Below are 12018 nucleotides of genomic sequence, written 5' to 3'. Positions count from 1 at the left end.
GGCAGCCCCCGCCCCTACGACGTGCTATTGGACCTGCGTTGCACCTTGAGTTGAAATATCGGAGTGGCTGTTTCTGCGTACACTGCTCACATGAAGCCTCCCTACCAGCCCGACCCACTCGGCTCCGATTTCGACCAGTTGGCACTGCCCCAGCCGCCCGACTACGAAGGAGATGTGCAGGCCATGTTGGTGCGCTACCTGCCCACGCCCGCCGCGCCAGCTGCCGGGGCCGTGCTCTACGTGCACGGGTTCAACGACTACTTTTTTCAGCGCGAAATGGCCGCGCAATACGCTGCGCACGGCTATCATTTCTTCGCCCTCGATCTGCGCAAATATGGCCGGGCCCTGCTGCCCCACCAGCGCCCCAACAACGTGCGCGACCTGCGCGAGTATGATGCCGACCTCGACGCGGCCCTGGCCGAAATCTGGGCTGCCGGCCATACGCGCCTCGTACTTAGTGGGCACTCTACCGGCGGCCTTATTGCAGGCCTGTACGCGGCCCGCCACCCAACCAGTTTCGCGGCGCTGGTACTCAACAGCCCGTTTCTGGCCCTCAATCAGCCGTGGCTACGGCGCAAGGTAGCCGCGCCGCTGGCCGGGGCCTTGGGCCGGGTACTGCCCAATCTGCCCCTGCCCGCCGGCCTGCCCGATACGTATGGTCAGAGCCTGCACCAGGCGTATCGGGGCGAGTGGGACTACAACCTGGCCTGGAAGCCCAACCACGTTTTTGGGGTGAATATGGGCTGGCTGGGCGCTATTCTGCGGGGGCAGCGGCAGGTGCGACATGGGCTGGCATTGCCGCTACCAGTGCTGGTGCTGCACTCCGAACGTAGTGCCGGCGGCCGGCAGTGGCGCGAGGAGTTCCGCCGCGCCGACATCGTGCTCAACGTGGCTGACATCCGTCGCCTCGCACCCCGCCTGGGGCCGCACATAACACTGCAAGCTGTTCCCAACGCCGTACACGACGTCTTTCTGTCGGTTCCTGATGTACGAGCTGCTGCTTATGCGGCGCTGTTTCGCTGGCTGGCTGAACAGGTTGGCTGAAGGGCCGCTTTACCTCGGTAAAAAAGCCAGAGACATGGAGTTCCGTTTTATCCTACCTAAAAAACCGGGCACCACGCCGGGTGCTCTGGCGTTAGAGGCGTATGCTGATCCGAATATTCTCATTTCTGCTGATGACTGTAACGCTGTTGCCTGCCGCCACCCAAGCCCAAACTGCCCCGGCCGCCTCTCTGGCCAGTACCGTAAAAGCAGCGCATTGGCGGCAGCGGGTGCTTCTCATCTGTGCGCCCACTGCTACCGATGCCCAGCTGCAGAAGCAGCGGGCCTTGCTGCAGCCTGCCGGGGCCGGCCTCACCGAGCGCGACCTGCTGGTGCTCGAGCTGCCCTGGGCCAGCCTGCCGGAAGCCGACCGAAGCTATCTACGCCAACTGGGCGGGTCGCCAGATTCGTTTCGGGTGCTGCTCATCGGCAAAGACGGAGGCGTAAAGCGGCGCGATACGGAGCCGGTTGCCCCCGCCGCCTTGTTTGCCACCATTGATGGCATGCCGATGCGCCGCCAGGAAATGAAGCGGGTCAAGTGAACGGTCAGCAACACGCTCTGAATGGCGCTCTTTCTCATGACCGACAACCAACCACTGCCGCTACCTTTGCCCTCATGAACCAGTCTGCCCTGTTTGACTTCTTGACCGACCTCGCCCAACACAACGACCGGGAGTGGTTTCAGTCGCACAAATCCACCTACGACCAGTTACGGCGCGAATTTGAGGTGCTGGTCGGGCAGGTTCTGAACGCGCTGGCGGCCGAGGAACCAGCACTGGCGACCCTGGAAGCCAAGAAGTGCATCTTCCGCATCTACCGCGACGTGCGCTTTTCCAAACGCAAAGACCCGTACAAAACCCACTTCAGCGCCTACTTTTCCGTGGGCGGTAAGCATAGCCTCGGCCCCGGCTACTATTTTCAGCTCGGGCCCGGAGGTCAGACGATGATGGCCGGCGGCATCTACCAGCCCGAAAAAGAGCAACTGGCTCGCATCCGCCAGGAAATCGACTACAACGGCCCGGCCCTGCACCGCATCCTCGAAGCGCCCGCTTTCCGCCAGCTCTACGCCGGCCTCGATGGCGAGCAACTCAAGCGCCCGCCCGCCGGCTACCCTGCCGAACATCCCGATGTTGAGTACCTCAAACACAAGAGCTTCGTCGTGTCGCATCCGGTGCCCGATGCCACGGCCCGCCAGCTCAACTTGGCCGAGTACGCCCCCGCCGCCTTCCGCACCATGCGCCCGTTCTCCGATTTTTTGCGCGACGCGGTGGAGGGGTAAAGGGGAGTAGGAGATAATGAGGTGAGGGTGTGACAAGGCAAAGAACAGTCATGCTGAGCGAAGCCGGAGGCGTAGTCGAAGCATCTCTACCGCTTCGTTGCCACAAAAACCCGCCGTCAGGGTTGCCATTGCAGTAGAGATGCTTCGACTCCGGCTGCGCCTTCGTTCCGCATGACCGTTCTTTGTCTGCGCTCCATTACCAATAACCCTTGCTGCCCTCACCCCATTATTCCCAAATGCCCTACGATTACGACGTACTGATAGTGGGAGCGGGGCCGGCGGGCACGGCCTGCGCGCTGGGGCTGGCCGGCAGCGGCCTGCGGGTGGGCCTGCTCGATAAGGCCCAATTTCCGCGCGACAAGGTGTGCGGCGACGCCATTCCCAGCCCCGCCCTCAAGGCCCTCACGCGCCTCAACCCCGCCTGGGCAGCCGAACTGCGCGAACTCACGGCCGGCCACCGCACCGATATGCGAACCAGCCGCCTCGTGTCGCCGGCCGGTACCGGCGTGAGTGTGCACTGGAAGGCCCCGGCGTTCAACTCGCCGCGCCTGCATTTCGATGACGCCCTGCTCACGCTCGTGCGCCGCCACACGGCCACCGGCATCCGCGAAAACAGCGCCGTAAAAACCGTAACGGCCGATGCCGATGGGGCGGCGGTGCAGCTCACCGACGGCACCCGGCTCACGGCCCGCCTGCTCATCGGCTGCGACGGGGCGCACTCGGCCGTGGCCCGTGCGCTGGCTCCCGCGCCCCTCGACCGGACCCGGCACTGCGCCGCCGTACGGGCCTATTTCGAGGACGTAGACGACGTGCCCGCCACCACCAGCGACTTTCTGTTTTTGGGGCGCTACCGGGCCGGCTACTGCTGGGTGTTTCCGGTGGGCGCGGGCCGTTTCAATGTAGGCTTCGGCATGCTTTCCTCGGATGTGGCCCGCCAGAAGCTCAACCTGAAACTGGTGTTGCAGGAGCTGCTCGAAACTCACCCGCACCTTGTGCCGCGCTTCACCCGTGCCCGCCAGCTGACGCCCATTCAGGGCTTCGGGCTGCCGCTGGGCGGTTCGGCCCGGCCCCTCACCGGCCCCCGCGCCCTGTTCTGCGGCGACGCAGCCGCCCTCATCGACCCGCTGCAGGGCCACGGCATCGACACGGCCGTGATTAGTGGGCTGCTGGCCGCCGAGCACGCCGCCCGCTGCTGCGCCGCCAACACGTTCGGCTCCGAGGCCCTCGCGCCCTACGCCGCCGCCGTGCAGCACCGCCTGGGCCGCGACCTGGCCCGCCGCTACCGCCTCATGCGCCTGCTGGCCCGCGCGCCCTGGCTGGTCGAAGGCGCGTTTAAAGCCGCCCAGTGGCCCCCGCTACGCCGGGTGCTGGTGCGAGCAATGGCGTAATTGGTGGATGGGGTGATGAGGTAATGGAGGCAAAAAGAACGGTCATGCTGAGCGCAGCCGAAGCATCTCTACCGCCAAGCTAATCCCTCGCTGCAACACTACCCCGGTTACCGGGTTTAGCAGTGAAATAACAGCGAACGAGCCCTAACGATTGAGCTATTATTCCAAGATGCGGAGGTCGATGTAGGGGCGGGGCTTGTCCCCGCCCCTACGGCGTGCTGATAGATGTATTCCGCAACTTGCGCTAGTACCATTACATACGAGATACTTCGACTTCGCTCAGCATGCCCGTTCTCATTACCCTCCCATTACCACCATTTATGAGTTCCACTTCCTCTAGCCCCGAAGACCAGCTACTTGCCGCCGTCCGCCAAAACGATGCGGCCGCCATTACGCGCCTACTGGCCGAGGGCGCCGACGCCAACGCCCCCGACGGCCGCGGCTTCACGCCCCTCGTGCTGGCCGCCTACGACGCCCACCTCGACGCCACCCGCGCCCTGCTCGTCGGCGGAGCCAACCCCAACCAGCCCGTCGGCGGCGGCAATACCGTGCTGATGGGCGTCGCGTTCAAAGGCCACACCGGCATGGCCCAGCTGCTCCTCGACCACGGAGCCGAACTCAACGCCCGCAACGGCGAGGGCAACACGGCCCTCATGTTCGCCGTGCTTTTCGGCCGCCACGAGTTCCTCGACCTGCTCCTGCAAGCCGGGGCCGACGCGACCCTGCGCGACAACAAAGGCCAATCGGCCCGCGACCTGGCCCGCCAAAAAGGCAACGACCACGCCCTGACGGTGCTGCCCGAGTAGTACCGACCAGCCGTTCCCGAAACGCTCAACGCCCCGCCCTCGGGTTTGCCGGGAGGCGGGGCGTTGGCGTGTACTGTTCAGCGGTAGCTTGGTAATCAGGCAATAGCTGCCGCGTCAAGTTGGTCGAGAGTAGCTACCGAACCGGGCAGTTGCGTGCGGTGCAGCAGCTGCGCCATCTCCGGGGGCAGTTCGGCCAGCAGCAGCGGCACCGCCGGACGGGCTACCAGCTGGTAGTGCGAATCGGCCCGGTTGTGCAGGTTGATTTTGGCGAACGAGAACAGGCCGCGCCGGGCGTAGCGGGCCGCGCCGGATGCTTCGGCCATATCGACGCCTTCCGCCAGCTGCGCCGCCCCGGTTTCCGGCCGCGTGAGGAAGTGCTGGTGCAGCGCCAGTAAATCGGTCTGCGAGGCGGCTACCGAGGCCGGCAACACCCCGCCGCCTGAAGCCACGTGCAGAATGTGGCCATTAGTGTCAGTGGCGAAATAGTCAATGTCGGCGTCGATTTGGTCGTGGTCGGGAATGAGCATTGATAACTGATTATTGATTCTGTCCTTTATAAATTTTTATTAATCGACTTGTTCCACTCGTCTTGTTTTTAAAGAACCTTTTCATATTGTGCAAATCGAATAAATCCTTCCTAAGGTTGTGTTCTAATTCCTTCCTTATTGCGGAAAGGTGAGCGTAATAAGACTTGCCTACGCTTATCATCTTAGATGATGTTTCCTCATTTTCTATCTTGATGTTTATATTGTAAAATATGTCATTTAGCTCTTGCATTAAATTGACTGTATCTTCATCTATCCATATACTATTTGACATAGATAAAAAGAGATTCTGCTGAAAATTTATGAATTCGCCTTTCCCGTGGGAAAATATATCATGATAAGGGCGTCCATCAGAGCTGTCAAGAACTGTGTTCTTTAAAAGAGTTACTTGTGCTTCCAAATATTGATAAGCATTTAACCTTTTTGTAATTATTTCTTTATAATAATTGTATTTATAATCTAAGTTTTTAGATTTTATTGAAATAAAAACAGAGACTAGTGCTGAAAGTATATCAGATACTACAGAACTAGTTAATATGATACTGAGAACAGACATATGTCACTATAATTGAGTAACGTTGAGGTTAATTGAGTTAAAGGAAAATACTATTTTAAATAAAATGCCTACTCCCCCAGTTTCGCCAGAATCTCCTGGGCCGCCACGGCAATGACGGTGCCGGGGCCGTAAACGCCGGCCACGCCCGCGTCGAAGAGAAACTGGTAGTCCTGGGCCGGGATGACGCCGCCGGCAATGACGAGGATATCCTCGCGGTCGAGCTGCTTGAGCTCCGCGAGCAGCTGCGGAATCAGGGTTTTGTGGCCGGCGGCCAGGCTGCTCACGCCTACTACGTGCACGTCGTTTTCGGCCGCCTGGCGGGCCACCTCGTCGGGGGTCTGGAACAGGGGCGCAATGTCCACGTCGAAGCCCACGTCGGCGAAGGAGGTGGCAATGATTTTGGAACCCCGGTCGTGGCCGTCCTGGCCCATTTTGGCCACCAGCATGCGGGGGCGGCGGCCTTCGCGCACGGCAAAGGCATCGGCGGCCGCGCGGGCCTTGGCAAACTGCTCGTCGTAGCTCATCTCCTGCGAATAAACCCCCGAAATAGCCCGGATAGTGGCCTGGTGGCGGCCGTACACCTTCTCCAAGGCATCTGAAATTTCGCCCAGCGTGGCGCGCAAACGGGCCGCATCCACGGCCAGGGCCAGCAGGTTGCCGTTCTCGTCGCGGGCCGCTTCGGTGAGGGCCGCCAGCGCCGCCTGTACCTGCGCTTCGTCGCGGGCGGCTTTGGTGGCTTTGAGGCGGGCAATCTGCGACTCGCGGACGGCGTCGTTGTCGATGTCGAGCACGTCGATTTGCTGCTCCTCGGCGGGGCGGTAGCGGTTCACGCCCACCACAATTTCCTTGTTCGAGTCGATGCGGGCCTGCTTGCGGGCGGCGGCTTCCTCAATGCGCATTTTGGGCAGGCCGGTTTCAATGGCCTTTGCCATGCCGCCGAGCTCCTCCACTTCGGCCATCAGGGCCCAGGCTTTGTCGGCCAGCTCGTGGGTGAGGGTTTCCACGTAGTAGGAGCCGCCCCAGGGGTCCACCACGCGGGTTACGTCGGTTTCGTGCTGCAAATACAGCTGGGTGTTGCGGGCAATGCGGGCCGAGAAATCGGTGGGTAGGGCAATGGCCTCGTCGAGGGCGTTGGTGTGCAGGCTCTGGGTGCCGCCGAGCACAGCCGCCAGGGCCTCCACGGCCGTGCGGGCCACGTTATTGAACGGGTCCTGCTCAGTCAGCGAGTAGCCCGAGGTCTGGCAGTGGGTGCGCAGGGCCAGGCTTTTCGGGTTTTGGGGGTTGAACTGCTGGATGAGCTTGGCCCACAGCAGCCGGCCGGCCCGGAGCTTGGCAATCTCCATGAAGTGGTTCATGCCAATGGCCCAGAAAAACGACAGCCGGGGCGCGAAATCGTCAATCTTCAAGCCCGCCGCTAAACCGGCCCGTACGTACTCCAGGCCGTCGGCCAGGGTATAGGCCAGCTCCAGGTCGGCGGTGGCGCCGGCCTCCTGCATGTGGTAGCCCGAGATGCTGATGGAGTTGAACTTGGGCATGTGCGCGGCCGTGTATTCGAAAATATCGGCAATGATGCGCATGCTCGGCAGCGGCGGGTAGATATAGGTGTTGCGCACCATGAACTCCTTCAGAATGTCGTTCTGAATGGTGCCCGCCAGCTTTTCCGGCCTCACGCCCTGCTCCTCGGCCGCCACAATGTAAAAGGCCATAATCGGCAGCACGGCCCCGTTCATGGTCATGCTCACCGACATCTGGTCGAGCGGAATCTCATCGAACAGCAGCTTCATGTCCTCCACCGAGTCGATGGCCACGCCCGCTTTGCCCACGTCGCCCTGCACCCGCGCGTGGTCGGAGTCGTAGCCCCGGTGAGTGGCCAGGTCGAAGGCCACGCTCAGACCCTTCTGCCCGCCGGCCAGGTTGCGACGGTAGAAAGCGTTGCTTTCCTCGGCCGTCGAGAAACCTGCGTACTGGCGCACCGTCCAGGGTTTCTGCACATACATCGAGCTGTACGGCCCCCGCAGGTACGGCGCCACGCCCGCCCCAAAACCCAGGTGGTCGAGGTGCTGCACATCGGCGGCGGTGTAGTAGGGCTTGAGCGTGATACCCTCGGGCGTCGTGTTAGGCTCGGAAGTGGGCGCAGCGGCCGGTGCGGTCAACTGGGCGGCGTCGTAGGGTATCTGGGAGAAGTCGGGCATGGAGGGGCACGTTGTACGCGTCCGTTGGGGGTGGCCGCCGGGCACGTTGGGGCGCATTGCACGCGCCCGCTAAGGAAAAGGATCCTATAAATGAATGGTTATTCGGCTTCGGAGGCTGCGGCAGCCCCGGGCGAGGCATCCCGCCCCTGCAAACGCGACAAAACGGCTTCGGTGCTGTAGCCTTCCACCGTAAATTCTTTCAGGCCGAATATCTGTACGGCTTCCTGCATGGTGGCCAGATCGGCTGTGAGCAGGGTGGGAGGCATAAAGCCGGCCTCGTCAAGCGGCACACCGCTAACGGTGCGGGCCAGCTGGCCGAACTGCTCGGGCGTGGCATACATAAGCGTGGCCTGCTCGGAGGAAGAAAACAACACCGAAAGCGTGCCCTCGGGATGGGCGTGGTGCAATTCGGGCCGTTCCAGTTTAGGTAGCGTCTGCAAAAACGACTCAAGAATGATTTCGTTGGTGTGCGTGCCCAGGAGCACCAGCGCCGCCCGCTTCTTCTTTAGCTCGCGCCGCTCGAAGTGCAGGGCCGTCGCCAGCCGCAGCACCTCGGTGGGGTAGGTGGCCCGGGTGCTGTCGAAGCCCGGGCTGCGCAGCAGGCGCTTAGGGTTGAAATCGAACTGCTCCTGTGCGTTCTGGTAGCGGTTGGTGCCCACCACCACCTGCTGGCCGGTGGCAATGCGCCGGAACTGGGCCTGGGCAGCCTCGTGCAGCAGCGACATTACCTGGCCAGTGGCGGCAGGTAGTCCGCCGGCCGCTTCGAGCTGCTGAAACAGCGCCCAGGCCTCACGGGCCAGCGTATCGGTGAGGGTTTCAAGGTAATAGGAGCCGGCAGCCGGATCCTGCACTTGCCCCAGGTGGGCTTCCTCGCGCAGCAGCACCGGCAGGTTGCGGGCCAGGCGTTCGGCAAAGTCGTTGGGCTCATGGAACAGGCTGTCGAACGTGCCCACGCTCACGGCATCGGCCCCACCCAGCACGGCGCTCATGGCCTCGGTGGCATGGCGCAGCAGGTTGGTATGCGGGTCGAGGGTGGTCTGGCTCCAGGTGGCGGTACTGGCGAAAATGGTGAGGTGCTCCGCCGCTTCGGCCGGCAGCCCGTAGGCGTGCAGCAGCGTGGCCCACAGTCGGCGGAATGCCCGGAGCTTGGCAATTTCGAAGAAGTAGTTGGACGCCACGGCCACGTGCAAATGCAGGGCCGCCGCCACGTCGGCTACCGACAGCTCCTCGTTGGGCAGCTTGCTTAGGTAGGCCGCCGCCGTGTTGAGGGCAAAGGCAATCTGCTGGGTGGTAGTAGCTCCACGGTTGCCGTAGTAAGCCACGTCCAGCCCCAGAGCCCGGAACTCGGGCCACGCCCGGCTGGTGGCCAGCACCCCGCGCAGCTCCTGCAGCTGGGTAGCCAGGTCGGGCACGTGGTGGGTGAGTGGGTCGAGGACCAGAAAGCCGCGCAACGAACCCGCGCCGGTAGCGGCCAGCCGCGCCAGCAGCCCGGCCGCGCCGCGCCGCAGCGTAAAGCCCACGTAGGTGTCGGCCAGTGGCAGCTGCTGCGCCAGGTAATCGGCATCGAACTCATCGGCCTGGGCCAGCACGAAGTGGGCACCTTCGGCTCCCAGCTGTAGCGCCGCCGCGGCCCGGTCGATGGCCTCGTGGCCCCGGCTGGCGGCTGGCACTACGTAGGTAGGCACGTTGCGCCATGCCCCGGCAGCCCGCACCAACGGCGCGGGCGCACCGCCCAGCTCCGCCAGAGCCTCCTGATGGTAGAATGGCTCCACGGCAAAGCCGTCGGGCGTTTGCCAGCGCAGTGTAGCCGGGTCCTGGCCCTTTAGGTCGCGGGTGAGGCGCTCCTGCCACTTGGCGGTGGTCAGGGGCTGGAATTCGGGAAAGGAAACCGGCACGGGTTGCGGCGAATCGGCCATAAGGCAGCGGGGTGGGGTGGGAAATAGCGCACCCGGAGGCGCGGCTTAAAGATAGGGGGTAGGGGCCGGAAATCGGGTTGGAAGTGCATTCACCGGTTCTTTATTAATGCAGCGAATGCCATCAACCGTGTGGTTGGCCAGAATACGGGAACAGTTGCGCGCAGGTAAAGCGGGAATTGATGAAGGCATAAACTTCAAGTGCCCTAATGCCCACCGCAACCACCTGCTTAGTCAGAATTTTTGTGGCCCCTGCATTCCAAGACTGACACGCGGAGCGGCTCAATTCCGGCCGCATTGGCGTACCTTTGAGGCCGGCTTTCGCCTTCTGCGGCCGACTTACTATGCGTATTCTTCGTTCTTCTGTTGCTGCTCTGGGCCTGCTGGCGGCTGTTGCCTTCGCGCCAAGCTGCCAACGGGCCGTGTATCAGCCCCAGGCCCGGCTGGTCTCTGTTACGGCCCAACCGGTAAGCCAGTCTATTCCTTTTGATGCCCGCGCCGTGGCTACCATTGCGCCCTACCGCGAAAAGGTGGTGTCGCAGATGACGACCGTGTTGGGCAACGCTCAAGTGGCCCTGACCAAGCAGTCGGGCGAGTCGTTGCTGTCCAATTTTGTGGGCGACCTGCAGCGCATCGAGGCCGAAAAGGCGCTAGGGCGGCCCATTCCGCTGGGCGTGATGACCAACGGCGGCCTGCGGGCTCCTATTCCGGCCGGCCCCGTAACGGTAGGCACGGTGTTCGAGCTGATGCCGTTTGAAAACCAGCTGGTAGTGCTCGATGCGCCCGGTACTGTGGTGCAGCAGCTGTTCGATTTCGCCGCCCGCACCAAAATGGCCGTTTCGGGTGCTACATTCACCATTACGCCCGAAGGTAAGCCTGAAGCCATTCTCATCGGCGGCCAGCCCTTCGATGCCACCCGCAATTACGCCATTGCTATTTCCGACTACCTCGCTGGTGGCGGCGACGCCATGGCCTTCTTCAAGCCGCTCAAGCCGGAAGGCACCGGCGTGCTGCTGCGCAATGCCATCATGAACTATATCAAGGAGCAAACGGCCCAGGGCAAGCCTGTTCAGGCTGCCATCGAAGGCCGCATCAAGCGTTAAGCGCAGGTGGTGTAGCTGCGGCAGCGGCAAATTGCCTGCCTGCTGATTTTCAATACTGTGTTTCCCTGTTGCGCGTTGCGAGCTAATGCCAGCAGCTGCGTTTCGGCTTCATCTGCAACATCTGTGATTATGATCAACCGGCGCGAATTTCTGAAGTATACCGGCCTGGGCGTAGCCTCACTGGGCGTAATGGGGGCGGCCGCCGTGCCGGCCGTAGCTGCTGCCGATGACAAAACGGTGCGCCTGACCATTCTGCACACCAACGATATGCACTCGCGCATCGAGCCGTTTCCGGACAATGCCGCCCAGTGGGCCGGTATGGGCGGCATGGCCCGGCGCGCGGCCCTGGTAGCGCAGGTGCGCCAGCAGGAGCCCAACGTGCTGCTGCTCGACTCTGGCGACATCTGGCAGGGCACGCCGTACTTCAACTTTTTCCAGGGCGAGTTGGAGTTCAAGCTCATGAGCCAGATGGCCTACGACGCCAGCACCCTCGGCAACCACGACTTCGACAACGGCCTGGAGGGCCTGCACAAGCAGCTGCCCAACGCCACGTTCCCGTTCCTGAGCGCCAACTACGACTTTACCGATACGCTGCTGGCCGGCCGCTTTCAGCCCTACAAGGTGTTCGAAAAGCAGGGTATACGCATTGGCGTGTTCGGCATGGGCCTCGATTTGGCCGGCCTCGTGGAAGACAAGAACTTCGGGGCCACCAAATACCTCGACCCCGTGGCCGTAGCCCGCGACATGGTGGCGCGCCTGCGTGAGGCCGAGCGTTGCGATATGGTTATCTGCCTTTCGCACCTGGGCTACAAGTACGGAAGCGCCAAAATCGACGATATAAAGCTGGCCACTCAGGTGGAGGGCATCGACCTGATACTGGGCGGCCACACGCACACGTTTCTTGATAAACCCGAGCCCGTGGCCGGTCCTAACGGCCACACCACGCTCGTCAACCAGGTGGGCTGGGCGGGCATCAACGTGGGCCGCATCGACTACGCGTTTGCCCGCAAATCGCGCCGCCCCACGGTGGCCGCTACCGTTGTGCTCCCGGTTTCGGTGGCATAGTTTAAGGCCCAGATTAGAGACGTGTCAAAATGGGTTGAAATACAAGCCTGCCCAGGGTTTTTTGTCTCCTGAGTTTTCCACATTTTTGTCTCCCTCCAAAAAAATGCGGCGTAGCGGCACCCGCACAATC

At 62.3% G+C, this 12018-nt stretch carries 11 protein-coding genes; 7 read left to right on the top strand and 4 right to left on the bottom strand.

What is annotated here, in order from left to right; all coding sequences use genetic code 11:
- The first annotated feature begins 90 nt into the window (after positions 1–90).
- The 5 genes from HW556_RS11820 to HW556_RS11800 all read left to right on the top strand — a co-directional run bounded on the left by HW556_RS11820 (position 91) and on the right by HW556_RS11800 (position 4514).
- Positions 91–1044, top strand: coding sequence for an alpha/beta hydrolase (locus tag HW556_RS11820; RefSeq protein ID WP_176900251.1), 954 nt, complete (start codon positions 91–93; stop codon positions 1042–1044).
- 101 nt (positions 1045–1145) lie between these two features.
- Positions 1146–1583, top strand: coding sequence for a DUF4174 domain-containing protein (locus HW556_RS11815; RefSeq protein WP_218136916.1), 438 nt, complete (start codon positions 1146–1148; stop codon positions 1581–1583).
- Between the two features lie 74 nt (positions 1584–1657).
- Positions 1658–2320 carry a DUF2461 domain-containing protein gene (locus HW556_RS11810; protein ID WP_176900250.1) on the top strand — a complete coding sequence of 221 codons (663 nt, stop codon included), beginning with the start codon at positions 1658–1660 and terminating at the stop codon, positions 2318–2320.
- A gap of 236 nt (positions 2321–2556) precedes the next feature.
- A complete protein-coding gene (locus tag HW556_RS11805; protein WP_176900249.1) occupies positions 2557–3708 on the top strand; it encodes a geranylgeranyl reductase family protein in 1152 nt (383 codons plus the stop codon).
- 320 nt (positions 3709–4028) lie between these two features.
- The gene (locus tag HW556_RS11800) at positions 4029–4514 is read left to right on the top strand and encodes an ankyrin repeat domain-containing protein (RefSeq protein WP_176900248.1); all 486 of its coding nucleotides are present in this window, start codon (positions 4029–4031) and stop codon (positions 4512–4514) included.
- Between the two features lie 95 nt (positions 4515–4609).
- Here HW556_RS11800 and HW556_RS11795 read toward each other — a convergent pair whose 3' ends face one another.
- The 4 genes from HW556_RS11795 to HW556_RS11780 all read right to left on the bottom strand — a co-directional run bounded on the left by HW556_RS11795 (position 4610) and on the right by HW556_RS11780 (position 9723).
- Positions 4610–5041, bottom strand: a complete 432-nt coding sequence (locus HW556_RS11795) for a hypothetical protein (protein ID WP_176900247.1) — start codon at positions 5039–5041, stop codon at positions 4610–4612.
- Between the two features lie 10 nt (positions 5042–5051).
- A complete protein-coding gene (locus tag HW556_RS11790; protein WP_176900246.1) occupies positions 5052–5615 on the bottom strand; it encodes a hypothetical protein in 564 nt (187 codons plus the stop codon).
- A 68-nt stretch (positions 5616–5683) separates the two neighbouring features.
- Positions 5684–7807: a methylmalonyl-CoA mutase gene (scpA, locus tag HW556_RS11785; protein ID WP_176900245.1), complete on the bottom strand. Its 2124-nt coding sequence runs from the start codon at positions 7805–7807 to the stop codon at positions 5684–5686.
- 98 nt (positions 7808–7905) lie between these two features.
- Positions 7906–9723: a methylmalonyl-CoA mutase family protein gene (locus HW556_RS11780; RefSeq protein WP_176900244.1), complete on the bottom strand. Its 1818-nt coding sequence runs from the start codon at positions 9721–9723 to the stop codon at positions 7906–7908.
- 341 nt (positions 9724–10064) lie between these two features.
- On the opposite strand from HW556_RS11780, the gene HW556_RS11775 reads away from it, so the two are divergent.
- Positions 10065–10823 carry a 5'-nucleotidase C-terminal domain-containing protein gene (locus tag HW556_RS11775; RefSeq protein ID WP_176900243.1) on the top strand — a complete coding sequence of 253 codons (759 nt, stop codon included), beginning with the start codon at positions 10065–10067 and terminating at the stop codon, positions 10821–10823.
- 129 nt (positions 10824–10952) lie between these two features.
- Positions 10953–11888: a bifunctional metallophosphatase/5'-nucleotidase gene (locus tag HW556_RS11770; RefSeq protein ID WP_176900253.1), complete on the top strand. Its 936-nt coding sequence runs from the start codon at positions 10953–10955 to the stop codon at positions 11886–11888.
- Positions 11889–12018: the final 130 nt, after the last annotated feature.

Source organism: Hymenobacter terrestris, from assembly GCF_013377905.1.
Taxonomy (GTDB): domain Bacteria; phylum Bacteroidota; class Bacteroidia; order Cytophagales; family Hymenobacteraceae; genus Hymenobacter; species Hymenobacter terrestris.
This window is presented reverse-complemented; position numbering and strand designations above follow the sequence as displayed.

Excerpts from the sequence above, each read along its gene's own strand:
- HW556_RS11820 (WP_176900251.1), top strand. The coding sequence starts at position 91 with ATGAAGCCTCCCTACCAGCCCGACCCACTCGGCTCCGATTTCGACCAG.
- HW556_RS11815 (WP_218136916.1), top strand. The coding sequence starts at position 1,146 with ATGCTGATCCGAATATTCTCATTTCTGCTGATGACTGTAACGCTGTTG.
- HW556_RS11810 (WP_176900250.1), top strand. The coding sequence starts at position 1,658 with ATGAACCAGTCTGCCCTGTTTGACTTCTTGACCGACCTCGCCCAACAC.
- HW556_RS11805 (WP_176900249.1), top strand. The coding sequence starts at position 2,557 with ATGCCCTACGATTACGACGTACTGATAGTGGGAGCGGGGCCGGCGGGC.
- HW556_RS11800 (WP_176900248.1), top strand. The coding sequence starts at position 4,029 with ATGAGTTCCACTTCCTCTAGCCCCGAAGACCAGCTACTTGCCGCCGTC.
- HW556_RS11795 (WP_176900247.1), bottom strand. The coding sequence starts at position 5,041 with ATGCTCATTCCCGACCACGACCAAATCGACGCCGACATTGACTATTTC.
- HW556_RS11790 (WP_176900246.1), bottom strand. The coding sequence starts at position 5,615 with ATGTCTGTTCTCAGTATCATATTAACTAGTTCTGTAGTATCTGATATA.
- scpA (WP_176900245.1), bottom strand. The coding sequence starts at position 7,807 with ATGCCCGACTTCTCCCAGATACCCTACGACGCCGCCCAGTTGACCGCA.
- HW556_RS11780 (WP_176900244.1), bottom strand. The coding sequence starts at position 9,723 with ATGGCCGATTCGCCGCAACCCGTGCCGGTTTCCTTTCCCGAATTCCAG.
- HW556_RS11775 (WP_176900243.1), top strand. The coding sequence starts at position 10,065 with ATGCGTATTCTTCGTTCTTCTGTTGCTGCTCTGGGCCTGCTGGCGGCT.
- HW556_RS11770 (WP_176900253.1), top strand. The coding sequence starts at position 10,953 with ATGATCAACCGGCGCGAATTTCTGAAGTATACCGGCCTGGGCGTAGCC.